This is a genomic window from Clostridium sp., from assembly GCF_050717635.1.
GTDB lineage: Bacteria > Bacillota > Clostridia > Clostridiales > Clostridiaceae > Clostridium_AD.
In genome coordinates, this window is record NZ_JBOITO010000030.1 from 251,512 (window position 1) to 277,832 (window position 26,321).

The 26,321-nt window shown below is 30.2% G+C and carries 26 protein-coding genes; all 26 read right to left on the bottom strand.

Annotation, left to right across the window (positions count from 1 at the left end; genetic code table 11):
• Positions 1-205: 205 nt before the first annotated feature.
• The gene (locus tag ACREWB_RS14480) at positions 206-1,078 is read right to left on the bottom strand and encodes a MurR/RpiR family transcriptional regulator (RefSeq protein WP_431548160.1); all 873 of its coding nucleotides are present in this window, start codon (positions 1,076-1,078) and stop codon (positions 206-208) included.
• A 192-nt stretch (positions 1,079-1,270) separates the two neighbouring features.
• Positions 1,271-1,981, bottom strand: a complete 711-nt coding sequence (locus ACREWB_RS14485) for a pseudouridine synthase (protein WP_431548161.1) — start codon at positions 1,979-1,981, stop codon at positions 1,271-1,273.
• 100 nt (positions 1,982-2,081) lie between these two features.
• Positions 2,082-4,094, bottom strand: a complete 2,013-nt coding sequence (locus ACREWB_RS14490) for a complex I subunit 5 family protein (RefSeq protein ID WP_431548162.1) — start codon at positions 4,092-4,094, stop codon at positions 2,082-2,084.
• A gap of 17 nt (positions 4,095-4,111) precedes the next feature.
• Positions 4,112-5,557: a proton-conducting transporter transmembrane domain-containing protein gene (locus ACREWB_RS14495; RefSeq protein WP_431548163.1), complete on the bottom strand. Its 1,446-nt coding sequence runs from the start codon at positions 5,555-5,557 to the stop codon at positions 4,112-4,114.
• A 16-nt stretch (positions 5,558-5,573) separates the two neighbouring features.
• The gene (locus ACREWB_RS14500; protein WP_431548164.1) at positions 5,574-7,046 is read right to left on the bottom strand and encodes a complex I subunit 5 family protein; all 1,473 of its coding nucleotides are present in this window, start codon (positions 7,044-7,046) and stop codon (positions 5,574-5,576) included.
• A 1-nt stretch (position 7,047) separates the two neighbouring features.
• Positions 7,048-7,410, bottom strand: coding sequence for a sodium:proton antiporter (locus ACREWB_RS14505; protein ID WP_431548165.1), 363 nt, complete (start codon positions 7,408-7,410; stop codon positions 7,048-7,050).
• Between the two features lies 1 nt (position 7,411).
• Positions 7,412-8,134: a hydrogen gas-evolving membrane-bound hydrogenase subunit E gene (gene mbhE, locus ACREWB_RS14510; RefSeq protein ID WP_431548166.1), complete on the bottom strand. Its 723-nt coding sequence runs from the start codon at positions 8,132-8,134 to the stop codon at positions 7,412-7,414.
• The gene (locus ACREWB_RS14515; RefSeq protein ID WP_431548167.1) at positions 8,131-8,370 is read right to left on the bottom strand and encodes a hydrogenase subunit MbhD domain-containing protein; all 240 of its coding nucleotides are present in this window, start codon (positions 8,368-8,370) and stop codon (positions 8,131-8,133) included. The genes mbhE and ACREWB_RS14515 overlap by 4 nt, the downstream gene beginning before the upstream one ends.
• Positions 8,357-8,677: a monovalent cation/H(+) antiporter subunit G gene (gene mnhG, locus ACREWB_RS14520; protein WP_431548168.1), complete on the bottom strand. Its 321-nt coding sequence runs from the start codon at positions 8,675-8,677 to the stop codon at positions 8,357-8,359. The genes ACREWB_RS14515 and mnhG overlap by 14 nt, the downstream gene beginning before the upstream one ends.
• On the bottom strand, positions 8,674-8,943 hold the full coding sequence (locus ACREWB_RS14525) for an MrpF/PhaF family protein (RefSeq protein ID WP_431548169.1): 270 nt from the start codon (positions 8,941-8,943) through the stop codon (positions 8,674-8,676). The genes mnhG and ACREWB_RS14525 overlap by 4 nt, the downstream gene beginning before the upstream one ends.
• On the bottom strand, positions 8,936-9,412 hold the full coding sequence (locus ACREWB_RS14530) for a Na+/H+ antiporter subunit E (protein WP_431548170.1): 477 nt from the start codon (positions 9,410-9,412) through the stop codon (positions 8,936-8,938). The genes ACREWB_RS14525 and ACREWB_RS14530 overlap by 8 nt, the downstream gene beginning before the upstream one ends.
• 358 nt (positions 9,413-9,770) lie before the next feature.
• Positions 9,771-11,765, bottom strand: coding sequence for a sigma-54-dependent Fis family transcriptional regulator (locus ACREWB_RS14535; protein ID WP_431548171.1), 1,995 nt, complete (start codon positions 11,763-11,765; stop codon positions 9,771-9,773).
• A gap of 156 nt (positions 11,766-11,921) precedes the next feature.
• Positions 11,922-12,401 (bottom strand): peptide-methionine (S)-S-oxide reductase MsrA, encoded by a 480-nt coding sequence (msrA, locus tag ACREWB_RS14540; RefSeq protein ID WP_431548172.1) that lies wholly within the window; start codon positions 12,399-12,401, stop codon positions 11,922-11,924.
• A 93-nt stretch (positions 12,402-12,494) separates the two neighbouring features.
• A complete protein-coding gene (locus tag ACREWB_RS14545; protein ID WP_431548173.1) occupies positions 12,495-12,824 on the bottom strand; it encodes a single-stranded DNA-binding protein in 330 nt (109 codons plus the stop codon).
• 87 nt (positions 12,825-12,911) lie between these two features.
• Positions 12,912-13,547 (bottom strand): HutD/Ves family protein, encoded by a 636-nt coding sequence (locus ACREWB_RS14550; RefSeq protein WP_431548174.1) that lies wholly within the window; start codon positions 13,545-13,547, stop codon positions 12,912-12,914.
• Positions 13,548-13,569: 22 nt separating this feature from the next.
• The gene (uvsE, locus tag ACREWB_RS14555; RefSeq protein ID WP_431548175.1) at positions 13,570-14,814 is read right to left on the bottom strand and encodes a UV DNA damage repair endonuclease UvsE; all 1,245 of its coding nucleotides are present in this window, start codon (positions 14,812-14,814) and stop codon (positions 13,570-13,572) included.
• Between the two features lie 82 nt (positions 14,815-14,896).
• Positions 14,897-15,874, bottom strand: coding sequence for a tyrosine-type recombinase/integrase (locus ACREWB_RS14560; protein ID WP_431548176.1), 978 nt, complete (start codon positions 15,872-15,874; stop codon positions 14,897-14,899).
• Positions 15,875-15,965: 91 nt separating this feature from the next.
• Positions 15,966-16,226, bottom strand: coding sequence for an HPr family phosphocarrier protein (locus tag ACREWB_RS14565; RefSeq protein ID WP_431548177.1), 261 nt, complete (start codon positions 16,224-16,226; stop codon positions 15,966-15,968).
• Positions 16,227-16,326: 100 nt separating this feature from the next.
• Entirely contained in the window at positions 16,327-17,517 is a 1,191-nt protein-coding gene (locus ACREWB_RS14570) for a pyridoxal phosphate-dependent aminotransferase (protein ID WP_431548178.1), read from the bottom strand.
• A gap of 151 nt (positions 17,518-17,668) precedes the next feature.
• Positions 17,669-17,929 carry a stage V sporulation protein S gene (locus ACREWB_RS14575; RefSeq protein WP_431548179.1) on the bottom strand — a complete coding sequence of 87 codons (261 nt, stop codon included), beginning with the start codon at positions 17,927-17,929 and terminating at the stop codon, positions 17,669-17,671.
• 123 nt (positions 17,930-18,052) lie between these two features.
• Positions 18,053-19,594 (bottom strand): ribonuclease Y, encoded by a 1,542-nt coding sequence (gene rny / locus ACREWB_RS14580; RefSeq protein WP_431548369.1) that lies wholly within the window; start codon positions 19,592-19,594, stop codon positions 18,053-18,055.
• 285 nt (positions 19,595-19,879) lie between these two features.
• Positions 19,880-20,944 carry a recombinase RecA gene (recA, locus tag ACREWB_RS14585; protein ID WP_431548180.1) on the bottom strand — a complete coding sequence of 355 codons (1,065 nt, stop codon included), beginning with the start codon at positions 20,942-20,944 and terminating at the stop codon, positions 19,880-19,882.
• A gap of 142 nt (positions 20,945-21,086) precedes the next feature.
• On the bottom strand, positions 21,087-21,641 hold the full coding sequence (pgsA, locus tag ACREWB_RS14590; RefSeq protein ID WP_431548181.1) for a CDP-diacylglycerol--glycerol-3-phosphate 3-phosphatidyltransferase: 555 nt from the start codon (positions 21,639-21,641) through the stop codon (positions 21,087-21,089).
• Entirely contained in the window at positions 21,625-22,962 is a 1,338-nt protein-coding gene (gene rimO, locus ACREWB_RS14595) for a 30S ribosomal protein S12 methylthiotransferase RimO (RefSeq protein WP_431548182.1), read from the bottom strand. Before rimO ends, pgsA begins: the two co-directional genes overlap by 17 nt.
• A gap of 97 nt (positions 22,963-23,059) precedes the next feature.
• The gene (locus ACREWB_RS14600; protein WP_431548183.1) at positions 23,060-25,366 is read right to left on the bottom strand and encodes a DNA translocase FtsK; all 2,307 of its coding nucleotides are present in this window, start codon (positions 25,364-25,366) and stop codon (positions 23,060-23,062) included.
• Between the two features lie 182 nt (positions 25,367-25,548).
• Positions 25,549-26,280 carry a ClpP family protease gene (locus ACREWB_RS14605; protein WP_431548184.1) on the bottom strand — a complete coding sequence of 244 codons (732 nt, stop codon included), beginning with the start codon at positions 26,278-26,280 and terminating at the stop codon, positions 25,549-25,551.
• Between the last annotated feature and the right edge of the window lie 41 nt (positions 26,281-26,321).

Consider the following 26,321-nt stretch of genomic DNA (forward strand, 5'->3'; position numbering starts at 1 on the left):
ACTTAATCCCTCCTAAAAATGAATGTTTTATTTCAATTTAAAATGCACATGCATATTAAATTTCTTTACATATAGATTATTCTATATGCACTATACATAGTATATTCTATATACTTTACAATATTCCTTCTTTATTTCAAAAGAATTTATTGTTTTCATAATAAAAAGTAAACATTTACATACCCTTGTTATAAACTAATACTCTTTAATCTTTATCTTTATAAGAATAGACTTGATATTCTTCCCATATATTCTCTAAGGTTGCAAAGGTGTTGGAAATTTTTTCTTTTTCCCGAAGTCCTACAGCAATTATTAATGCATTTATTACACTAAGTGGTGCTACTAAAGAATCAACAAAAGATGCCATATTGCTCTGAGCTATTAGTGTGTAGTCGGCTCTAGCTGCAAGTGGAGATAATAAACTATCTGTAATAGCTATAACATCGGCATTCCTGCTTTTAGCAAAAGCTAGTGCTTCAATTGTTCTTTTAGCATATCGTGGAAATCCTATTCCAATTACCACATCATCTTCAGAAAGATTAATCATTTGCTCAAATATATCACTAACACCATAGGCAACAACTTTAACATTATCTAAAATAAGATTTAAATAGAATCCTGCAAATTCTGCTAATGCAGATGAACTTCGAAGACCTATTATATATATTTTTTTAGCTCTAAATAGTGAATTTACTACATCCTCAAAAGTCTTATGGTTAATTTTTTCAAGAGTAGCCCTAATATTTTCCATATCAGCTTTTAGTACACCTTTCAGTGCATTTTCTTGAGTAATGAAATCATTAGATAACTCAATCCTTTGTACAGTAGTCAATTTATTTTTAATTAATTCTTGAAGAGCTTTCTGGAGTTTGGGATATCCAGTAAAGCCTAACTCATTAGCAAATCTTACAACTGTAGATTCGCTCACTCCTACACTAACTCCTAATTTTGCTGCTGTCATAAACGCAGCCTTGTCATAATGTTTTAAAATAAATTCTGCTATTAGTTTTTGACCTTTACTTAAACGTGGGAACTTAACCTGAATAGACCTCATTAAATCTTGTTTGTTATTCTCCATAATAAACTCAATCCTTCCTATGTTAATTTAAGATAAATGAATTAAAAAAATTCAATAAATGGTAAAGTGAAATATATATTTCATTTTACCATTTATTGAAGAAATTTTCAATGATTTATTCATTTTTTTAATTATTAACAACATAGGTGTGTTATTCCTCCTATTAATAAAATAGAATGTGAATAATCCTTGTTATAAATTCTTCAAATATTCTACTTCACTGCTAGATAGATTTCTCCATTCCCCTTTTTTAAGTTCTCCTAAAGATATTTTACCAACAGAAACTCTTTTTAGGTTAATAACCGGATGATCTATAGCCTCACACATTTTTCTTATTTGACGGTTTTTCCCCTCATGTATAGTAATTTTAACATTACAGTTTACTCCGAACTTATTTAACACCTCAAAATCTGCCTTTGCTGTTATGTATCCATCAATATCTACCCCATTACAAAACTTATAAATTTCTTCCTCCGTTGGGTAACACTCTAATAAAGCCATATAAACTTTATTAATTGCTTGTCTTGGATGTATTACCTTATTATATATATCCCCATCATTTGTTAGTATAATAAGTCCTGATGTATCATAATCTAAACGTCCTATGGGATATATCCTTTCTTTTACTTCTATTAAATCTATAATAGTTTTTCTACCTTTTTCATCATTCACTGTGGATACTACACCTTCGGGTTTATTTAACGCAATATATACCTTATTTTCTTCTAATTTGATAATTACATTATCTACGTGCACCACATCTATGTCAGGATTAACCTTCTGACCAAGTTCTACAATTAAATTATCATTGACTTTTACTCTTCCACTAACAATAATTTCCTCACATTTCCTTCGTGAAGCAACTCCACATCTTGCCATGAATTTTTGCAACCGTTCTTCCACTATACCACTCCTAATTAAAATTTTATTTCTAACACTTATATATAACCTTCATGCTAAATTATATAAGTATATAGCTAAAAAATCAATTTTTTTCACTTTTTTAGGACATTAAAAATAATAAACACATTATAAGCACAATTCCAAAAATAAATAATGAGTAAGTTAAACTATTCATATTATATCCTATTTCCTGTATTTTCCCTTTAATATTTACTATTTCTGATTTTTCTCTTTCAGTATCAATTTTATATTTATTAATATCTTTAGAAACAAACAAATTGTTAAATTTACTCCCAACTCCTCTTATAATTAATTTCACATTATCAATTTCAATTTTAGTAATTGAGTCAATACTAGCACCTATAAAAGTAACACTATTAACTACCGCTCGGTCAATGATGTTAAAAATAAACATACTAACAAGAATAATACATTTTGCTAGTGGCTTATATATATGTTTCTCTAAGCTTATCCAACTTAAAGTCGGGTTCACATAATACCAATTAGCACCTTCACCTTTTTTTAACACTTTTCTTACAAATCCCATATAGACTATGATACCAATTACTATTATTATAATAGAACTTTTAATATTAGTAAAAGTGTATAAACTCACTGCTAGCGGCTCTGCATTTCCAAAGGGTTTCAGTGCTTTATCCAAAACGTGTAGAATTGCATTTGGATTAAGCCCAATATAAATACTCATTAAACACAATGTAATCATGGGTAGAAGTACTCTTTTACTTAGTTTTGCCTTCACTTTTTCAATTTCATGATTACTTTTTTCTATAAATACAGCCACAAATATTTTTAATAAATAGGCTACAGTAAAACTACTACTTATTACAAATACAATTTCACATATGTTAAAGAATACTCCCCCATACATATGCTGAGCGGAGATAAGCGCCTCATGCAACATAGTTTTGCTAGTAAAACCATTAAAGCCAGGCATTCCTATAACTGATAAGACACCTATGAAAAATATTATTTTCAACAAATATTTTTTGATTCCAAAACCTCCAATTTTATTTATGCTAACCTTATTCAAAAACATATATATAGTTCCAGTCCCCATAAATAGTAAAGCTTTAAAAATCCCATGATTTATAACATGATACAATGTACCGTAAATAGCTATAGTCCTATGCTCTTTCAAAATTCCTATGAGCCCTATTCCAACAAGAATATAGCCAATTTGACTCATGCTACTATATGCCAGAATTCTTTTAATGTTTCTCTGCATTATGGCTAGGAACCCTCCAATGAACATATTTAGAAAGCCTATCACTAGAATGATAATAGAAATAACAAAATCTCCACTCATTATTACTTCAATAGTTAAAATAATTCCAAATATACCAGTTTTAGCTAAAACTGCCGATAAAACAATAGTTGCAGGTGTTGGTGCTGCAGGATATACCTTAGGAAGCCATATGTGTAATGGCACCATTCCCGCTTTTACGCCAAAACCTATAATGATTAATGCTACAATAAGATACTTTACATTTCCAAGACCACTTACAGCAGTACTAAGCTCACTTATATCTAATGTCTGGGTATAATTATATAGTAAAAATAATCCCATAAGCAGAATAAGGCCACCAGTAACTGCCATTATAATATAGGTATTTCCCGCTTCGTGAGCATAATCATCCTCATCATTAATTATTAATGCATAAGATGTAAATGACATAATTTCAAAAAAAGTAAACAAATTTAAAAAGTTTTCTGAAATGAAAATTCCAATAGTGCTTGCTAGGGTTAGCATAAAAAACAAATAATATCTATTTCTATTTCTATGGTTCATTAAATAATGCGATGAATACAGCGTAGTTAAAAACCATATCATAGCTGTAAGCCAAACAAAAACATATCTAAACATATCTAATTTTAAATGAAGACCTGTACCCATAATATGTGGAACAGATAATTCTATAGGATGTATTACAACATATTTATATAGCATAGTGGTAACCAAAAGTACAATGGCTGTCATTATAATATTAAAAATGTCCCTATATTTTTCATTCTTTCTGCCTATCGCGTAACCTATAAAAGAAGAAACAAATGGAAACAACAAAATAAATAGTAAATACATAGTAGATTTCAATATAATATTCTCCTTTCTTAAAGTACCTCACTGGCAATTTTTTGTATAAATGTAATAATCATATTAGGAAATAATCCAAGTAAAACAACTATTATAGTTATCATAACAATAGGGATTAACATTTTCATTGGTGCCTCTTTAACCAAAGCGTCATCCCCTTTTTTAAAAAAGGCTTCAGTTATAACTGGAAGAAGGTATAGTGCAGTTAATAGTGCACTAATAAGGAGTATCGCTGGAAAAATCATTTTTCCAGCTGCAAGTCCGCCTTGGGCCAGATACCATTTACTAACAAATCCATTTGTTGGAGGAATTCCTATTAATGATATAGACGCTATAGCAAAACAGCCCATAGTTATTGGCATTTGTTTTCCAATACCTCTAATCTGACTAATATCCGTTTTTCCAGTAATGTACATTATCGATCCAACACAGAAAAAAAGAACAATCTTAATTACTGCATGATTAATTAAATGAAGGAGGCTTCCAACAAAGGCATCTTCATTTAGAAGAACTATTCCCAGTAAAACATATCCCAGTTGACTAATAGTTGAATATGCTAATCTCTTCTTTAAATTTTCCTGATGAAGCGCTAAGAATGAGCCCATCAAAATTGAAAGTACTATAAGAATGCTCAAAAATATATTTACATGAAGTGCCTTAACAATTTCTGCTCCAAAGATAAAATATGTCATTCGAATAATAGCAAAAATCCCCGATTTCACAACTGCAACCGCATGAAGAAGTGCACTAACTGGTGTTGGCGCAACCATTGCAGCAGGTAGCCATGAATGGAATGGTACAAGGGCTGCTTTAACTCCAAAACCTAAAAACATAGCTACATAGCTTACTATATATAGGTTTCTATTATCATTTGTTAATGGTGACAAAATACCATGGGAAGTAAATGTTATATCACTCGTAATACTAAATAATAAAATCATTCCAAGTAAAACTAGTGTTGCTCCCGAAAAAGAATATATCAAATATTTCTTTCCACTTTTTAGAGCCTGTTTTGAATCTGTATGTATTACAAGAGGAAAAGTTGACAGGGTTAGAAACTCATAAAAAGCATAAAGAGTTATAAGATTTCCTGAAAAAGCAATTCCAATGGTTACCCCAAGGGTTGCAAGAAAAAAAACAAAAAACTTTCTTTCTTTTCCTTCATGCTTCATATATTGCATTGCATAAAAAGCAGTAAAAACCCATAAAATCGAAACTAATAGTGAAAAAAGTATGCTTAACTTATCTATTCTAAAATAAACATCTAGAAGTTCATTCAATTTGAATAGATGAACACTGCTTTCCCCAAAATTATAAAATATAGTAATTAGAAAAATTAAATTTAATATTACACCTGTACTTACAAAAATATTCCTTTTCTTCTCATTAAATTTTAAAGTTGCAATAATTATTGCTAATATAAATGGAAATATAATGGGAAGTATTATTATGATACTATTCAATTTATAATTACCTCCTCTATTTAAGTCCTAGAGTAATTAAATTTATAATTCCTCTAGATGCTATTCCCACGTAAACCATTGAACCCATTAATAAAATTACAGGCATCATTTCTTTTAGTGGTTTACTTTTGGATTTATATACTTTACCTTTCATATTTTCTTCTCCGAAAAATCCATTTATAACAATTGGAGAATAATAAACTGCATTAAGTAAACTACTAATCAAGATAACTACAATTAAAATTGTTTCTCCATCCGCAATAGCGGCTAGTGATAAATGCCACTTTGTTATAAACCCAGGAAGTACTGGAATTCCTATCATAGATAGTGAAGCTAAGGAAAATAACCCCAATGTTAATGGCATTTCTTTACCTATTCCCTTTAGATGTTCCAAGCTCTTATGCCCTGTTTTTTCTATCATTGCTCCAACTAATAAAAACAGTGCTGATTTAGTTAAGGCATGACCAATAATATGAAATATAGCAATGGAAACCCCTATATCTGTTCCTAGCCCAATACCTAAAAATATATACCCCATTTGTGCTACGGTAGAATATGCTATAACTCTTTTTATATTCTTTTGAAAGATAGCAAAGACCGAACCCATTATCATTCCTAAACTACCTAGTATTAAAATAATATTTAGAACTGAATAATGGTGTAGTATCTCCATTCCATAAAGTCTATATAATATCTTAATCAAAAGTAAGACAAAAGCCTTTAAAACTAGTGAAGATAGAATTGCACTCGAGGATGATGGTGCGTTTGAATGTGCATCTGGAAGCCAATTGTGCAGCGGGAACATGGCACTCTTAACCCCAAGACCAATAATAAATAAAACTATAGATATTAATACTGCATTTGGATAATTTAAATAGGATTTTATTAATTCTTCATGAATGTAGTTAATATTTAAATGTCCAGTCATTGAATACAAATAAGCAATTCCCATAAGTACAAGTCCAGATCCGAGACAGCTCATAATTAAGTATTTTAATGTTGCTTTTATATTCTCTTTTTTGTCTTTAACAATAATAGTTCCACAAGATGCAAGTGTTCCTACTTCTATAAATACAAAACAGTTAAACAAATCATTAGAATATACTACTCCAAGGAGGGAACCTATTAAAATGTTTATAAGCAAATAATATAAACCTATCTTTGACTGTTTAATTTCTTTTTCTATACTATAGGTTGAATACCAAATTATCATAAGTGCAACAAAGGTAAAAAGCAGCCCCATCATTGCCTCAATGATTCCAATTCGAAATTCAATTCCATAGGGAGCATTAAAATGTCCAATTCTATACAAATACTCTCCGTTTTTAATAACAAATCTCAAATTTAACATTGCTAAAATCATAACTATTGTCATTGATACTAAGCTAAGCATATTGACAATCTTTTTCTTTTTAATAAGTGGCATTATAAACGCCGTAATAAACAAAATCAATATAATAGTAAGCGGAAAACTTTCAATTAAGCTCATTTTATTCACTCCTCATCTTCATAATTTCATCTAATTCAATACTACCGTATCCTTCATAGAGTTTTATTGTTAGCGCAAGGGCAAAGGCTGTTGTACTAACTGCTACAACTATACCAGTAAGCATTAGTGCAGAAGGAACAGGATTGATATAACCTTGAACTCCTTTATGTGCCCCTATAATAATAGGGGCATCTAGGCCTAAAACATATCCTTTCGCTATAAAAAACAAGAAAATTGCTGTATCCATTATATTCATGCCAATAATTTTTTTTATTAAATTATTGTGTAATAATAGTATGGAAAATCCAATTCCAAACAAGATAATCGCGCCAGTTTCATAATAATTGCTTATTAAGCCTTCCATATTAAATTTCTCCTCCGTCAAATAAAGTGAAAAAAAAGTATATAGTGATTGCCACAATAAGTCCTACCAATATATTTAATGGCAATAAAAAACCACCACTAAGTATATTACCAGGAGTTCCAATCCCTGGTTGTGGAAGGTTCATATGATTTCCACCAGTTATAAAACTATACCCTTTTAGTAATCCATAAAGCGTAATCGCTCCGCAAATATAGGTTATTAATTTTGAAAACGGAATTTTTTTATCAGTAAATTCTTTACCATAGATAATTCTATATAAGATCAAACTTGTACCTATAATTGTTCCACCTGCAAACCCTCCACCTGGACTTAGATGACCATAAAAAATTATATAGATTCCAAAAATCTGAATACAAGGTATTAGCACTTTACTGACCCCTTTTAAAATAGTACTTTCTATTATCGTCACATTACTTTCTGTATCTTCCGATATTCTTTCCCTTTTTAAAACTAATAGCACTATTATCGAAGCAGTAAATAGCACACTGGACTCAACAAAAGTGTCAAAGGCACGATAATCTAAAATAATTCCTGTAACAATATTCATTGCACCAGTTTCTCTTGTTGTGTTCTCAATGTAATAATGTGCAACTTCATTATTTGCCGGATTTTCATATTGACCAAATTCGGGAAGCTCATTAACCCCCAAAAGTAAAATCATAATTAAACTTATAGTAATTATTATAGATAAATTTTTTTTCATTTTGTTACTCCTTTAATTCGCTTTAGTGTAAGCACAAATAAAATTGTAGTAATACCCGCCCCTACTGCCGCTTCAGTTATTGCTAAATCTGGAGCATTTAACTGTTGCCATAGAATCGTCATTATAAGGCTATAAACCATAAATACTATTATTGCACCAAGTAAGCTTTTTATAGTTGAAACGGCTACAGCAGATCCAATTAAAAACGCCAGCATTATAACACTAAATATTTTCATTCTTTTTCACCTCATTTTTTTTTGCAAGGTTCTCCTGCCTTGTGTATTCAGCCTTAGCAATTAAGTGTGTAGCTGTGGGGTTGGCGATCCACACAAATACAAGAATTAATATAAATTTAAAGCTAACCATATTTAACCCTTCAAGTACTACTAATGACGACAGGCATAATACAGCCCCTAAAGTATCACATTTTGAAGCACTATGAGCTCTTGTAAACACATCTGGAAATCTTATGATTCCTAAGGTTCCAACCATGAAAAAGAACAAGCCCCCAAAGAGAAATATTGTAACAATAATATCTTTCATATATTTTTTCCTCCTGAATTTTCAATAACTTTCGCTATTACAATAGACGATAAAAAACTGATTAGTGCATATACTATAGCTACATCCACAAAATAAGTTTCATGAAGCAAAAATGAAACTATGAGAATAAGTACAATTGTTTTTGTCCCTATTACATTAATAGCAATAAGTCTATCTGCCGCAGTTGGTCCTTTGATTGCTCTAAACATACATATAAAAATTGTAACTGATAAGAATAATATAGAAAAAACTAATAATTTACTCATAACTATTTGCCTCGACTTTCAAAATTAATTTTTCAAAAGCTGAATTATTTAATTCCTTTGAATATTCATATTTTAAGCAATGCACTAATGTTTTATCCCCATCAATGGAAATAGTTAATGTTCCTGGAGTTAGAGTTATTGTGTTTGCAAACATGGCTTTATGAAAATCAGATTTTATTTTTGTTCTAATTGTTACCATCTGTGGGGATATAATCATTTTAGGACTCAGAACTATCTTTGCTACATTAATATTGGAAACTAATATTTCTTTTAACATCAAGAATGTGTAAGAAATCCACAACATACTATTTTTCCTAAAATTTAATTTTCTATTAATACACATTAAATCCTTATTTAAAGTTGCAACTAACAAACTTATTATTATCCCAATACAAATAGTTTCTATTTTTGTATTTTCTGATATAACTATCCAAAATAATAGATATAAATATACAATCCCATAATACATGTTAGAAATCCTCCTATATATTTTCAACTTACTTTTCTTCGTTTTTTTTATAATTATATTCTTGAATACTTAAATAGCAATAACCATGCCATAATTCCTTGTCTCTATAAAAAAAGGTTACAAATCATTGATTTTCAACGATTTGTAACCTTTTTTATTGTTTTTATAAATAATGAATTGTAATAGAATATAACTACTTATACGGATTCGTATCAAAATGGCACACTAAGCCAGCATCACCAATGAATTTATGTTCCATCTTGATACATATGTATCATGTCGACACAGATATCGTAATTGCATAAAGCAGTATTACATACTTTGTTTTACGTTAACTGTTACTTAAATCAAAAATTATTTATCTATTAACTAATTTGTATTTTTCCATTTTCCTGTATAGCGTGCTTCTACCTATACCTAATATTCTAGAAGCTGCTGCCATATTATCATTTACATCCATTAATGTCTGCATAATAGTATTTTTTTCGATTTGTTCTAATGTAAGTAGTTGTTTTATGCCACTTGTTTCTCCAACATTTTCTTTTTCCCTTATATAACTTGGTAAGTTGGTGCCTGTAAGTGCATTGTTATTTTCAGCTATATTTAAAACAAGTTGCATAACATTTTGTAATTCCCGAACATTACCTGGCCAATTATAATTAATCATACCTTCATAAAAGCTTTCATGAATTTTTTTTATATTTTTATCGTTTGACTCACAGAATTTTTCATAAAAATAATCAATAAATATCTTAATATCCTCTTTTCTTTCCCTAAGAGAATTTATATAGATAGGCATAACATTTATTCTATAAAAGAAATCACTTCGAAATTTTCCTAGGGCAACTTCTTTTTTTAAATCTTTATTTGAGGCTGCTATAACTCTAACATTTATCGGTATAACATCATGTCCTCCAACTCTTACTACATTACGTTCTTCTAAGACTCTAAGTAAACTTACCTGAACATCTAGTGGCATATCTCCTATTTCATCAAGAAATATTGTTCCTCCATCTGCAAGCTCAAATTTCCCTGGATGACCACCTCTTTTAGCTCCCGTAAACGCACCTTCCACATAACCAAACAGTTCGCTAGAAACTAAATCGCGAGGAATAGCGCCACAATTTAAAAATACAAAAGGTCTATCTTTTCTTCTACTAGCATTATGAATAGCTTGTGCAAACATTTCTTTTCCTGTTCCGCTCTCACCTTGAAGTAGTATAGTAGCGTCAGTCTTAGACGCTATTGTTGCAATTTTAATTGAATGAGCTATATTTTCACTTTTTCCAAATATATCATCAAATGTAAATCTTGCATTCGCTCCAACAATTTTATTAATCATACTTAGAACGGCTTTATTTTCTTTAAAAGCAATTACCCCCCCACCTAAGTCTGAAGAACTAAAAAGCCTTATGGGCGTGACATTAACTATACACGTTTTATTTGCACCTGATTTTGTAGTGAAATCAATTTCTTCCTCTTGATATCCTTTCCCCTTATTTACAGCGCCTAGAATATCTTTTTTACAATTAGCAGATAAAACATCACTTATGTGTATATTGTGTATATTTTTTGCACTATATCCCAATAGTTTTCTTGCAAATCTATTCATACTGGTTATTTCGCCTTGATTATCTATTCTAATAATACCCTCTGATATTGATTCCGTAATTTGATAAAATTGTTCATTTACTATTTTTAATTTTTTATTGGAATTCTCAAGCTTCATTTCTTTCTCTATGGCTTTTGCTGCAGCTACTACCATACCTAAAGTATGTGGATGTACAAATTCAAAGTTACCTGTAATACTTAACACGCCTAAAATTCTGTTCTCTTCGTCCTTTATAGGACATGCAGACGAAGTCCAATTATGATACTTATGTAAATAATGCTCGCCACCAAGCACTTGAATTGGCTCACCCGTTATTAACGAAAGTCCAATAGCATTAGTTCCTATTACTTCTTCTCTTATATTGTATCCATCTTGTAGTACCAAAATATTATGGTGACGTATTAAGCTATCCTCTCCTATATGTTCTAATACATATCCATCTCTATCTGTTAATCTAATCATAAAATCCGAATTTTGAATCAAGTTATACAGTGTTTGCATTAATGGTTTTGCCGTCTCTAGTAGGGGTAAGAATTCCTTATACTTCTTTTTTAAATCATCTTCAGTAATGTCAATAGAAATTTTTTTTTCATAGGGATCTATACCATATAATTTACTTCTCTCCCAAGATTTTAAAATAATGTCTCGAAGTCCACTTTTGTTTAATATGCCTTCAGAAACAAACAATTTCCATTTTTTTATAATTTCTTCATCATTATTAAGCAATCTTTTAGTCGGCAAATAAATCCTCCCCTTCACAGAATTATAATGTAATTGTATTTAATTATACCTACTACTTTTTACTTTGTCTAATAGTTTAAATTGACTTAAAAAACTCCTTGGATAACCAAGGAGTTTTTTAAGTCAATTTGTTAAATTTTTATTTTAATTTAACTCTTAATCATCATTTAAATTAATGTGACAATAGCCTCCAGGATTTTTTTGTAGATACTTTTGATGATAATCTTCAGCATTATAAAAACATAATAGAGGCTCTATTTCTGTAACTATTGTCTTATTATACCTGCTTTGGACTTCATCTTTAGTTTTTAATATAATGTCTAAATCCAAATTATCAATATAATAAATACCACTTCTATATTGACTACCTATATCCGGACCTTGTCTATTAGAAACGGTAGGATCTATAATTCCCCAAAATTTATTCAATATTTTTTCTAATGATACTATTCCTTCATCATAACTTATTAAACAAGCTTCTGCATGACCTGTGTTTCCATCACAAACTTCACTATATGTGGGATCCTCGACTTTACCATTAGCATATCCAACCACTGTTTTAATAATACCATTTATTCTTGTCATGTAAGCTTCCACACCCCAAAAACATCCTCCAGCTACAACAATATTCTTCATAATGCACCTCCATATTATATAAATTAGTTCATATATATATATTACTACAAATGCATTCACTTTTATCTAATCCTAAAAAATAATTTACGTGTATTATACTACTTCTTTCTTTTTATCTAAAAATTTAAAATCTTCAGCTACAACTTCCATACTATATTTTTTATTTCCATCTTTATCTATATAGCTGCTGCTGCAAAGTCTACCAGTAATAGCAATTTGCCTTCCTTTACCTAAATATTTGCACATTGTTTCAGCTAATGCATTCCACACCATAATACTTATAAAATCTGCTTCTGGCTTCGAATCCTTACGTGGTGTTCTATCAATTGCCAATGTGAATCTAGTATAAAACCCTTTACCTTCGTTATACTCTTTAAGTTCTAAATCTTTTGTTATTCTTCCTATTAATGATACATTATTCATAATATCTCTCCTTTTTGTTTAATAACTTTTTAAATTATTGACAACAAAAGTAGAATTTATACAAATAAATATGGAGTCTTTTGCTTATTATTCTTTATAAAATATTGTAGCTCTTATAATTTTAGATTCTTCTTCACTGTTATTAGAAATCATAATTTCAGAAGTTTTATCACTGTCTGTTTTAGTTACTAATGCTAAATCACCTTGATTAAACTTTATTTTCCTCTTTGCTCCTACAGCAATTTCTACATCACCTTTGACTAGATAAAATGCTTCTGTAATTTTTAATCTTTTTTCATCAAACTTCTCATTATTGTGTAATATTATATTTTTGAATTCGTCTTTATTTAAAAAAATGTATTCTAATCTTCCACTACAACCACTAGCAAGCATTAAATTGAAATCTGTAACTTTACCAAAACTCGTTGTTGTCCAATCTCCATTAAAACTATCCTGCTCATATGCTTTTAGATCAGCCTTATGATGACCTTCATGGCAAAGACGCAGTTCCCCTTTGATAATCATAATAAGCCTAGATATTCCTTTCAGAGGCGTAAATATAGAGTGTTCTACTTCAACCACTGCGGAACTAAGTCTCCATTTAAAATCACGAGCACTATATATTGAACCTTTCGGATAAATATATAGTTCAGTTGTTGTTCCACCGGACCATTTACTAGTTTTATATTGAGCTTTTTTAATTATTTCTATATTGTAAGGCATTTGTAAATCCCCCTTCCTAGTATTAATAGTAAAAGTAATAAGAGTCAATCATGTATACAGCATTATACTTGTCACATAATTTTTTCAAATAAATCTTAACCTTTTCTTTATGGTCCATATCAGAAATTATTTTCTTAAAATGCATTTGTTCTTTTTCTGATGCATTATTTTTTACATATCCCCAAACATGTTCTGAGGTATTAATAAAACTTCCATCCTCTACATCAAGATTCATTATTTCATCTGTATACTCATAAAATTCTTGAATGCTACAATTTTCTTTTACAATGCGGCTACATTCTTTATAATATTTATAATTTCTTTCCATTAATAGGTATTTATATTTTGCCCACTGCTTTTCTATAATTACATGTTTTAATTTGCTTTTCATGTCACTAATTAAAATGTTACATTTTATTGCCGATATATCTTTATCCTTTACTTCTAGCATAATATCAAGATTAAATTCTTTAACTTCCTCATAGTATTCGAGAAATTTTTTACATGTTATAGTACTTGAGTGAGCCCCTAAATGTTTATGTAAATCTTGTTGACTATAATGGACTTTTATATCACCATCATTTTCACTCCATGTTTCAGCTACCATCTTCATTATTTCTTTTATAGGCATATCTGTTTTATGATTACACTCATGGTGAAGATTATCAAATATCACCGGAATATTGATTTTACTACTTACAAATAGCAGATCGTCAATATTGAATATCCTATCATCATTTTCAATTACAAGTCTATTTTTTACCGATGCAGATAATCTTTTAAAATTCTTAATAAATCTGTCCATAGCAGCATCCTTATCCCCATAACCGCCACCAATATGGAGTATTATCTTATTGCTCCCATCCACACCTAGGGAGTCTAGAAATCTAGCATGATATTCCAAATCTCTAATTGCTTTTGCTACAATATCTTCTTTTTCTGCATTAAGTACTGTATACTGGCCTGGATGCATAGACACCCTCATGCCACATTTTTTTATGTATTCTCCTATTTCACACAATTCATTTTTAAAAACCGTATGCCATGGAATTTCATTAATACTATGGCTTCCGAGCGGTACTATATCCGAACTTATTCTAAATAACTTTATATTGAACTTCTCATTATTTTCTAATATTTCTCTAAGGTCTATTAAATTCTGCTCTAACACCTCTAAAAACATCATTTCAGAAAAGTTTTTTAACATTAATCTTCTATTTGTTCTCGCATTAGTAGTAAGTGGTATACACGCATATCCTATTTTCATCTTTTCCTCCTATGTTTTTCTTTAGGTTAAGTCTACTTCTAAAACCAATACTATTCAACATTAAACCATAATTTATTCCTATTTAAAATAACTCAATCAAGTCTCCAGCATTATTTTTCAACTTATCTATGGAGTGAATATATCTATTCGTTGTAGCTAAATTCTTATGTGCAGCAAAATCTCTAACTTTCTCTACCGTAGCCCCTGCTAAAATTGCTAGTGTAATTGCTGTATGTCTAGTAGAATGAACTCGTAATTTTTTTTGTATACCCGCATTCCTACATACTTTTTTTATCATGTAATTTAACGTACTTGCATCTAATTTTTCTTTATTTTTTCCATTAGTTGAGTGACCTATGAATAAATACTCCTCAGCGTTAGATATCTTATTCCTTTTAGTAATTAGAATATATTCATTAATCATAGCAAGAATATTTTTTTGAAGTTTGACTATATCCTCTTTGCCGCCTTTTCTAATTACTTTTACTACATCATAACCCGTATGCGATGTAATATGTTTTATTTTAATATTTATAATCTCAGATTTTCTTAGTGCAGTGGTTAAAGCCAGTACTAATATAGTTTTATTCCTATGTCCTAATATTGTGGATGTATCTATACTATTTAATAAAATTTTACACTCCTCTTTTGTTAAAAACTCTGTTTCCACATTATTTATAACCGGTCTTTCTTCCTTCAGGTTTCCAAAGGGATTATATTTAATTATAAAAACACCTGTAGAATTGTCTTGATATTTTAATATCCACTTATACAACGCACTAAGTGATGATATTTTTCTATTTATAGTAGCCGATGACATATTTTTGTCTATTAATTCTATTATAAAATTCTGTGTATGTATTAATGACACTTTCTTAATATCTTCCATTGTTATATCACAAATAGACTCAGCGCAGAAGAAATCTTTTATATCACGCTCATAACTCTTGGAAGTGTAAATACTTTTTCTGGCTTTAATCTCAAGAAAATACCGTATAAAATTTTTATTATCTAAAATTACATCTGAATTACGATTAAGTTCTATTAGTTTATTTAACATATATCTTCTCCTTTAGTTACTGCTACTACATATACATTTTAAAAAGCTGCAAACAATAAGTTAGCAGCTTTTTAAAATGTACAGGCCATAATTATTCCTCTAATCCTCTAATCAGGTTTATTATTTCTTCTAGTGCTAATTGTTCGTCAACACCATTAGTTATAACGTTTACAATATTATTAGGACCAACTCCTAAAGATAGAATACCTATTAAGCTCTTAATATTAGCTCTTTTACCCATATATTCTATACTTACATCTGATTTAAAAGAAGAAGCTTTTCTTACTAATAATGTAGCTGGTCTTGCATGCAGTCCCTTAGGATTACTAACCATAACTTCTTTTGTCACCAATTCTAATCACCTCAATCTTTTATAATAGCATGAACTAATATATAACAGCTTGTATTAATTCATACTATAATAATATCATTAAAAATTATGTAAATCAATTTTAAATATTATGAACAAACCTTGCTATTCTGCGGAGTCCATTTTCTATATTTTCCATTGAAGTCGCGTAAGATATCCTAACAAAATTATCAACACCAAATGCTATCCCTGGTATAACAGCAACTTTCTCTTTCTCCAGCAAAAGATCTGAAAACTGGATTGAATTGCTTATAACTTTTCCGTAGGCTAATTTATTTAAAACATTTGATATATTGACCATAACATAGAAAGCACCTTCTGGTTTTACGCAAGATAAATTATCCATACTATTAATTTTTTCTACCATATAATCTCTTCTTACTCTAAATTGTTCAACCATTTTTATTATATCTTCCTGCTTACCGTTTAGTGCTTCAACTGACGCACATTGAGCAATTGAATTGGGATTAGAAGTAGTATGGCTTTGAATATTAGTCATTAATGCTATTATTTCTGCGCTACCTGCAGCATAACCTATTCTCCATCCCGTCATAGCATAAGCCTTAGATACACCATTAATTACAATTGTTCTATCATAAGCATCTTCAGAAAGACTAGCTACACTAATATGTTCATTTGTTCCATAAATTAATTTTTCATAAATTTCATCTGATATTATAATTAAATCATTTATCTTTGCAAAATTAGCAATTTCCATAAGTTCTGCCTTTGAATAGACTGTTCCAGTAGGATTATTTGGACTATTTAATAATAATACTTTAGATTTAGATGTTATTACTTTACTAAGATTTTCGATTGTTAATTTAAAATTATTAGTTTCCTCCGTTTCTACATAAACAGGTACTCCATCTGCTAATTTAACTAATTCCGGGTAACTAACCCAATATGGAACTCCTATTAAAACCTCATCCCCCGGATTTAAAATAGCTCCAAAAACATTAGCTAAGCATTGCTTTGCACCAGTTGAAACTATAATTTGAGCTGTTTCGTAAGTTAAGTTGTTTTCTATTTTAAATTTATGAATTATTGCATTCTTAAGTTCTATAATACCTGATGTAGCTGTATACTTTGTCATCCCCCCATGAATTGCCTTTATAGCTGCTTCTCCTATATTTTGGGGCGTATTAAAATCAGGTTCACCAGCACCAAATCCTATGACATCTATACCATCAGCCTTCATTTTTTTCGCTTTTGCAGTTATATCTAATGTTAAAGATGGCGATATGCCTTTAGCTTTTCTAGATAATACCATTTTTTTACCCCCGATGCATGCATATTTTTTATTTGATATATTATCAATATATCATCTTTTTTTTATAATGTAAATAGAATGGATTTATTCCAGTCTCTAATTTAATAAAAAAAATATAGAGGACCTGTCCCACAAGTCCCCTTTATACTTATTATCTAGATTGAATTATTAACTTAATTGCCGTTCTTTCTTCCCCTTCTATTATAACATCTGTAAAAGCTGGGATACAAACTAGATCAACACCACTTGGTGCAACAAACCCTCTTGCTATAGCAATTGCCTTTACCGCTTGGTTAATTGCTCCAGCACCTATTGCTTGTAACTCTGCTGTTCCCTTTTCTCTAATAACACCTGCTAGAGCTCCTGCTACTGAATTTGGACTTGACTTTGCTGATACTTTTAATACTTCCATAATATAATATTCCTCCTATTAGTACATTAAATGCTATATTTATACTATTCTACAAATATAGAAAAAATCCTCTTAAATTTTGGAAGTTTCCTAAAATTTAAGAGGATTTTATATTATGTTAGTTTATTTTGCATAATCAATAGCCCTTGTTTCTCTAATTACATTAACTTTAATTTGGCCTGGATATTCTAATTCATTTTCAATTCTCTTAACTAGATTTCTAGCCATTTCAACCGCTCCTGCATCATCAATTATATCTGGTTTAATCATAATTCTAACTTCTCTTCCAGCTTGAATAGCATATGATTTTTCAACACCTTCATATGAGTTTGCAATTTCTTCTAATTTTTCTAACCTTTTAATGTAAGCTTCTAAAGTCTCTCTTCTTGCACCTGGTCTTGCAGCTGATATAGCATCTGCTGCTTGAACTAGTATTGCTTCAAGAGATTGTAGTTCAACATCACCATGATGTGCAGCAATAGCATTCACAACACTAGCTGATTCATGATGTTTTTTGGCTATTTCAGCACCTATAAGTGCATGTGGTCCTTCAACTTCATGATCCACAGCTTTACCTATATCGTGCAGTAATCCACATCTTTTAGCAAGTGTTGGATCAATTCCAAGTTCAGAGGCCATAAGTCCTGCTAAATATGAAACTTCTATAGAATGCTTTAATACATTTTGACCATAACTAGTTCTGTATTTAAGTCTTCCAAGTAGCCTAACAATTTCTGAATGAAGACCATGCACTCCTGTTTCAAAAGTTGCTTGTTCTCCTTCTTCTTTAATATCACTATCAACTTCTTTTTTAGCTTTTTCTACCATTTCCTCAATTCTTGCTGGATGAATTCTCCCATCCACTATTAACTTCTCAAGTGCAATTCTCGCAACTTCACGCCTTATAGGATCAAATGCTGAAAGAATTACTGCTTCAGGTGTATCATCTATTATAAGATCCACTCCTGTAAGTGTTTCTAGAGTCCGAATATTTCTACCCTCTCTACCTATTATTCTTCCTTTCATCTCATCATTAGGAAGCGAAACCACATGAACTGTTGTTTCTGCAACATGGTCAGCAGCACATCTTTGAATAGCATAAGTAATAATTTCCCTTGCTTTCTTATCTGCTTCTTCTTTTGCTTTAGTTTCAATTTCTTTAATCATAACTGCAGCATCATGTTTAATTTCTTTTTTAATTTCATCTAATAAAACTTGTTTTGCTTCATCAGATGTTAAACCTGATAATCTTTCTAATTCTTCTCTTTGCTTTGTGTGTAAATCTTTAATACTAGCTTCTAACATTTCAACATCTTGTTGTTTTTTGTTAAGATTATCTTCTTTTCTCTCTAACACATCACTTTTTTTATCTAAAGATTCTTCTCTTTGGATATTTCTTCTTTCTAACCTTTGAACTTCATTACGTCTTTCTCTTAATTCTTTCTCTAAATCAGTTCTAAGTCTGTGAACTTCATCTTTGGCTTCTAAAACAGCTTCTTTGTTTTTAGTTTCAGCTTCTTTTTCACTTTCGTCAATAATTTTTTTAGCTTCTTTTTTAGCCTCAGATATATTTGCCTCAGATATATTTTTTCTAGAATAAATCGCAACAAAAATACTTACAAGAATAACAATCACAATAGCACAAACTACTAAGATCATTCCCATATTGTCCATAATTATCAACACCTCCTTAACTTATTTTCGAATCTATTTAAGAGTAAATACGAAAGCTAGAAAAGGTGTTATATTTATTCAATTTGTAATAATTTTAATATACTAAACCAGTATTTGTATTTATTTTATATTACTTTTATACTAATGTCAAGATTATAACATCTAAAATGTTAATTTTATAATAATATTATTTAATAACCATTTAAACATTAGCCTATTGCATAGCAAAAACTTACATAAATAAAGAAAAAAGCAAGTATAAACTTGCTTTTTTCTTTATTTTACTGATTTTGTATCTTTTATTTCTTTCGCTTCTTTCAGCTCTTTTTTATCAATTACTGGGCCTTTAGCTAATGGTAACGAATATTTATCTCTAATTTTATTTTCTATCTCTAACATAACCAGTGGATTATCTTTAAAATATTGTTTTGCATTTTCTCTTCCCTGTCCAAGACGTGCATCTCCATAAGCGAACCATGCACCACTTTTTTGTACAATTTCTTCTTTAACTCCTATATCTAAAATATCTCCCTCTCGAGATATTCCAAAACCATACATAATATCAAATTCAGCTTGTTTAAAAGGAGGCGCTACTTTATTTTTAACTATTTTTATTCTTGTTCTATTACCCATAAATTGATCACCTTGTTTGATGGTATCTATTCTTCTAATATCCAATCTAACGGATGCGTAAAATTTTAACGCTCTACCACCAGGAGTTACTTCTGGATTTCCAAACATTATACCAACTTTTTCTCTTAATTGATTTATAAACACAAGAACACATTTTGATTTATTTATAGAACCGGCAAGTTTTCGTAAAGCTTGAGACATAAGTCTTGCTTGAAGTCCTACATGAGAGTCTCCCATTTCGCCTTCAATTTCAGCTTTAGGTACCAAGGCAGCAACTGAGTCCACAACAATAACATCAATAGCCCCTGAACGAACTAATGCCTCTGTAATCTCTAAAGCCTGCTCACCAGTATCTGGTTGAGATACTATTAAATCATCTATATCAATTCCTAGAGATTTAGCATATATCGGATCTAAAGCATGTTCTACATCTATAAACGCAGCTGTGCCGCCTTCTTTCTGTGCCTCTGCAACTATATGTAGTGCAACCGTAGTTTTACCTGAAGATTCTGGTCCAAAGATTTCAATCATTCTTCCTCTTGGCACACCACCTATGCCAAGGCCTATGTCGAGTCCTAAACAACCAGTAGATATAGCATCTAAATTTAAAGTACTATTATCTCCAAGTTTCATTATAGAACCTTTTCCAAATTGCTTTTCTATTTGACTCATAGCCGCTTCTAGGGCTTTTAACTTATCATTATTCATAAATTTCCCCTTAGGGTTCACCATCCTTTTTTATCGAACGTTTGTTCTAATTTAAGTATACATCATTTGTTTTGTATGGTCAACATACAAAACAAAGAGTTTTCACTTTTATTTGTATTATTAACAAATTATAATATTCTAATCACTTATCAATTCTAATAGTATCTTTATTTTTAACAAAATAATCTACGCCTGATATTATTGTAATAATCACTGCAGCAGCCATAAAAATATCAGTTAAAATATTTAGAATTGGGTTTATTACTGGATTTACATAAGATAAATTTAATAATGCTGTAATTATAGCTACTATTTGCATAACTGTTTTTATTTTTCCCCACCAGCTAGCAGCAATTACTTTTCCTTCCGAAGCAGCTATTGTTCTAAGGCCTGAAACTGCAAATTCTCTTGCAATTATAATCATAGCTACCCAACTAGGTACAATCTTAAGCTCTACCAATGAAACAAGTGCAGCCGTTACTAAAAGTTTATCCGCTAAAGGATCCATGAATTTACCAAAATTAGTTATTTCATTTCTGCTTCTTGCTATATAACCGTCCAATTTGTCGGTAAGAGAAGCTATTATAAAAATAAGCGTAGCTAATTCTTTCCCATAAGGTATTTTCACTACCATAAATATTAAAAATATAGGCACTAGAAAAATCCTAAGCATTGTAAGTTTATTTGCGAGATTCATGGTACACCACTCCTATTAGATCATATTCTAAAGCTTTTATAACTTTAACGTAAACAAACTCACCCTTATTATAAACACTATCAGACTCAAAGAAAATAGTCCCATCAACTTCTGGTGCCATTTCATAATTTCTACCAAAGTAAACTTCACCATCAAACCCTTCTACTAAAACTTCATAAACTTTACCTACTTTTTCACTATTTAGTCCTTTTGATATAGTTTGCTGTAGTATCATTAGTTCTTGCTCACGTTTCACTTTTATTTCTTCTGGAATTTGATTTTCCATTTCTGCAGCTACAGTTCCATCTTCCATGGAGTATTTAAACACCCCTAATTTATCAAATTTAGTTTCCCTCACATACTGTTTTAATTCTTCAAAGTTTTTTTCTGTTTCTCCTGGAAAACCAACAATTAATGTAGTTCTAAGAATTACACCAGAAATACTCATTCTTATCTTCTTTATGTTTTCTATTATGATATTCTTTCTTCCTTTTCTTCTCATAGATTTAAGAATCTCATCACTTATATGTTGCATTGGTATATCTACATATTTACAAACTTTATCGTTGGAAGATATTTCTTTAATAATTTCATCCGTCATTTCTTCTGCATAACAGTAAAGCACTCTAATCCACTTGACTCCATCTATTTTAGAAATTTCCTTTATTAGTTTATGTAAGTTTTTCTCACCATATAAGTCAATTCCATATCTAGTGGTATCTTGAGCAACTAAAATAATTTCTTTACAACCATGTTCAATTAAGCCCTTAGCTTCTTGTATAATATTCTCTATTTTTCTGCTTCTATATTTACCTCTAATCTTTGGTATTGCACAATACGCACAAGCATTATCGCACCCTTCTGATATTCTCACATAAGCAGAATAATTTTCCGTAGTTAATACTCTTTGTCCTTCATTAATATTTTCATCACTATAACTGCAATATTGGACTTTAGTATTTTTGCCTCGTACCTCTTCTATACTACTTAATAACTTATCATAATCATTAACACCCAGCATTATATCAAGCTCTGGCATAAGTTCTAGCAGTTCTTTCCCATAACGCTGAGTAAGACAACCTGTTGCAATTAACACCGAGCATTTATATTTTTCTTTGTATTCTGACATTTCTAAAATAGTATCTATTGATTCTTGTTTAGATGATTCTATGAATCCACAAGTATTCACCAAAATTATATCTGCTTGTTTAGGATCATTTGTAATATCGTATTTTTCACTTAAACTACCTAGTATAATCTCACTATCAATTCTGTTTTTATCGCAACCTAAATTTATAACTCCAACTTTCAATTTTTCCACGGGTCATCCTCCTACATTTCTACATATAAATTATTGTAAATGTGATTTACAAATTAAACAAGTGTATTTACAATATTTCTTACAGAAACTTATTGCATTAATCCTTTAATTCACTATCACTTAGTAATACTTCTCTAGGTTTGCTTCCATTTCTACCTGAAATAATACTGCGGTCTTCCATTTGTTCTATAATTCTTGCTGCCCTATTATACCCTATTTTCAGCTTACGTTGCAACAACGAAGTGGAGGCTTGACCATTTTCAACTACTATTCTGATTGCTTCGTTTAATAATTCATCGATATCCAAGTCCTCATCTTTATTATTTAAATTACCTTCTATCTCATCAATTATTTCCTTTTCATAGTTTACCTCTGTCTTCTGATCTTTTATAAATGCAACCACTCGTTCAACTTCTTCTTGCGATACAAAAGCTCCTTGTATTCTAATTGGTTTAGCCTCTCCAACTGGGTAAAAAAGCATATCTCCTTTACCTAATAGTTTTTCCGCACCAGCAGAATCTAGTATTGTTCTTGAATCTATTTGACTTGAAACTGCAAAAGATATTCTCGAAGGTATATTTGCCTTTATAACGCCTGTAATAACATCAACAGATGGTCTTTGCGTTGCAATTACTAAATGCATACCCGCTGCTCTTGCCATTTGTGCCAGTCTCCCAATGTACTCTTCTACATCATTAGCACAAACCATCATAAGGTCTGCAAGCTCATCAATTATAATTACAATGCATGGCAATTTATTTTCAGCAGTACCTTTATTAACTAATTCATTATATCCTTCTATACTTCTTACATTATTGTCGGCAAAGGTTTTGTACCGTCTTGACATTTCATTTACAGCCCAATTTAGTGCACCTGCAGATTTTTTCGGGTCTGTTACTACTGGTATCAATAAATGAGGTATGCCATTATACATATTTAATTCAACTACCTTAGGGTCAATTAATAATAGCTTAACTTCCTCTGGTGAATATTTATATAGCAAACTTATTATTAATGAATTTATGCAAACACTCTTTCCAGAACCTGTGGCACCTGCCACTAATAAATGGGGCATTTTTGTTAAATCTGAGACAACGCAATTACCACCTATATCTTTGCCTAAACTAAAAGACAAGTTTTTATTTGAAGATAAAAATTCATTAGATTCTATTACCTCTCTTAAGTATACTGCACTTAACTCTTTGTTAGGAACCTCAATTCCAACTGCTGCTTTACCAGGTATCGGAGCCTCAATTCTCACACCAGAAGATGCTAAATTAAGTGCAATATCATCTGCTAAGTTAACAATTTTGCTAACCTTAACACCAGGATTTGGTTGAAGCTCAAACCTTGTTACTGAGGGGCCTTTTGTAACTTGAATAACTTTTGCTTCAACACCGAAACTGCTGAGTGTTTCCTGTAATTTATTGGCATTGTTAAGCAATTCTTTTTTATCATTTTTATTCATTTTCAATGTAACATTTTCATTTAATAAATCCGCAGTTGGATATTCATATTTATAGTTTGGTTTTACATTTACACTGTTTAACTTAATTTCTTGTTCTAATTCTTGATTAATAGATTTATCAACGCCTTTTTCTTTAGAGATGCTCACATAATCATCCTTAATATTATTGACAGTTTCCTCACTAGTAGTCTCACTGAATTCGCCATCGATTTCATTTGATTTTACAAAGTCGAAAATTTTAATTTTATTACTAATATCTTTAATAAATTCATTTTTACCTTTATCTGAAATTATAGACTCTTTTTTCTTATCGTTATTATCGACACATAGCTCATCCCTATCACTCTTCCTTGCATTTCTTATAACCACAAATCTTTTCTTTATACTATAAAAAGTATCAAGGAGCGATATATTTAATATTAGAATTAAACATATAAAGTAAACAGAAGTAAAAATTATATAACTGGAAACATCACCAAATAATGTATGCATTGGTACGTCTATTGAATAGCTAATAATTCCACCATGAATTGCTCCTTCAGCATTGTATATTTTATTTATCCCTAGCAAAAATTCATCTTTAACATAATACTTATTTAAAGTTAACATTTGTATAAATAATAAAGTATTAATTATACAAAGTATTATTCCATAAAATTTTTTACTGAAATTAATCTTACCTTTCTTAACAATGTAACAAATCCCAGTAAATATTATGAAAAACGGCAAAAGATATGCCCCTACACCTAGTAATCCAAAAAGTAAATGATTAATACCCCCACCAATGGTACCTGATATAGAATTAGAACTTGAAAATATAGTAGAAAATATACTAAATAGAATCAATATTCCCATTGTAATTAAAATGATTCCAAAAATTTCATTATCCGTGTCTACACTCTTTAAAGCTTTTGATTTAATTTTTTTTCTAGCCAAAGTATCACCTCCACTCTTAATATTTCTACAAAATTTATAAATCTCCTTTAACTTTCTATAGATTTACAATTAAAACTCAAACTAATTCTATAAGATAGATTTTTAAATTCATACTAATCATAGCATTCAAAAATAAAAATAGATATAAATAGGTTGAAACAACCTATTTATATCTATTTATATTATTCATCTATCATTTTATTTAATTTTGTTAATGCTTCGCTAATTCCTCCAACTTCATCTATAAGTCCATTGTCAACAGCTTGCTTTCCTATAAGTATAGTACCCATGTCATTTAAAAGCTCATCCGTTTGAGTCATTAATCTATTTACATTTTCCTTATCAATGTGAGATGTTCTAATAATAAATTCAGTTATCCTTTCTTGCATTTTATTAAAATACTCAAAAGTTTGTTGAACTCCTATTATCAAACCATTCATTCTTATAGGGTGAATTATCATAGTTGCAGAAGGTGAAATAAATGAATACTTAGCAGCTGTTGCTAGAGGTATACCTATTGAATGACCACCTCCTACAACTAGTGACACCGTTGGCTTACTTACACTACGAATCATCTCTGCTATTGCAAGGCCTGCTTCCACGTCCCCTCCTACGGTATTTAAAACTATTAGAATACCTTTTACTTTTTCATCCCTTTCCATAGCAATTAATTGGGGAATAACATGTTCATACTTAGTTGCTTTTGTTTGAGGAGACAACATCATGTGTCCTTCTATTTGACCTATTATAGGTAAAATCTGAATTTTTTCGTCCTGATTTGAAATATTAGTTGTTCCCAACTCTTTAATATTTTCAAGCTTTTCATTTTTTTTAGAATCTTCTTCTTTTTCAATACTTTGATTTTTACTATTTCCTTTTTTCTTCTGTTCTTTGATTTTTTCAGTTTTTGGCATATACATTCCTCCTAATCCATTTATATTTTGTGCATTAAGAG

What these genes read in the sequence shown, in the direction of transcription:
- ACREWB_RS14560 (WP_431548176.1), bottom strand. Translation starts at nt 15,874, where the DNA reads ATGTTAAATAAACTAATAGAACTTAATCGTAATTCAGATGTAATTTTA.
- ACREWB_RS14525 (WP_431548169.1), bottom strand. Translation starts at nt 8,943, where the DNA reads ATGAGTAAATTATTAGTTTTTTCTATATTATTCTTATCAGTTACAATT.
- mbhE (WP_431548166.1), bottom strand. Translation starts at nt 8,134, where the DNA reads ATGAAAAAAAATTTATCTATAATAATTACTATAAGTTTAATTATGATT.
- recA (WP_431548180.1), bottom strand. Translation starts at nt 20,944, where the DNA reads ATGAATAATGATAAGTTAAAAGCCCTAGAAGCGGCTATGAGTCAAATA.
- ACREWB_RS14545 (WP_431548173.1), bottom strand. Translation starts at nt 12,824, where the DNA reads ATGAATAATGTATCATTAATAGGAAGAATAACAAAAGATTTAGAACTT.
- ACREWB_RS14550 (WP_431548174.1), bottom strand. Translation starts at nt 13,547, where the DNA reads ATGCCTTACAATATAGAAATAATTAAAAAAGCTCAATATAAAACTAGT.
- ACREWB_RS14570 (WP_431548178.1), bottom strand. Translation starts at nt 17,517, where the DNA reads ATGGTATTATCTAGAAAAGCTAAAGGCATATCGCCATCTTTAACATTA.
- ACREWB_RS14505 (WP_431548165.1), bottom strand. Translation starts at nt 7,410, where the DNA reads ATGGAAGGCTTAATAAGCAATTATTATGAAACTGGCGCGATTATCTTG.
- ACREWB_RS14500 (WP_431548164.1), bottom strand. Translation starts at nt 7,046, where the DNA reads ATGAGCTTAATTGAAAGTTTTCCGCTTACTATTATATTGATTTTGTTT.
- msrA (WP_431548172.1), bottom strand. Translation starts at nt 12,401, where the DNA reads ATGAAGAATATTGTTGTAGCTGGAGGATGTTTTTGGGGTGTGGAAGCT.
- rny (WP_431548369.1), bottom strand. Translation starts at nt 19,594, where the DNA reads ATGGGAATGATCTTAGTAGTTTGTGCTATTGTGATTGTTATTCTTGTA.
- ACREWB_RS14530 (WP_431548170.1), bottom strand. Translation starts at nt 9,412, where the DNA reads ATGTATTATGGGATTGTATATTTATATCTATTATTTTGGATAGTTATA.
- ACREWB_RS14515 (WP_431548167.1), bottom strand. Translation starts at nt 8,370, where the DNA reads ATGAAAATATTTAGTGTTATAATGCTGGCGTTTTTAATTGGATCTGCT.
- ACREWB_RS14575 (WP_431548179.1), bottom strand. Translation starts at nt 17,929, where the DNA reads ATGGAAGTATTAAAAGTATCAGCAAAGTCAAGTCCAAATTCAGTAGCA.
- uvsE (WP_431548175.1), bottom strand. Translation starts at nt 14,814, where the DNA reads ATGAAAATAGGATATGCGTGTATACCACTTACTACTAATGCGAGAACA.
- ACREWB_RS14605 (WP_431548184.1), bottom strand. Translation starts at nt 26,280, where the DNA reads ATGCCAAAAACTGAAAAAATCAAAGAACAGAAGAAAAAAGGAAATAGT.
- pgsA (WP_431548181.1), bottom strand. Translation starts at nt 21,641, where the DNA reads ATGAATCTCGCAAATAAACTTACAATGCTTAGGATTTTTCTAGTGCCT.
- mnhG (WP_431548168.1), bottom strand. Translation starts at nt 8,677, where the DNA reads ATGAAAGATATTATTGTTACAATATTTCTCTTTGGGGGCTTGTTCTTT.
- ACREWB_RS14480 (WP_431548160.1), bottom strand. Translation starts at nt 1,078, where the DNA reads ATGGAGAATAACAAACAAGATTTAATGAGGTCTATTCAGGTTAAGTTC.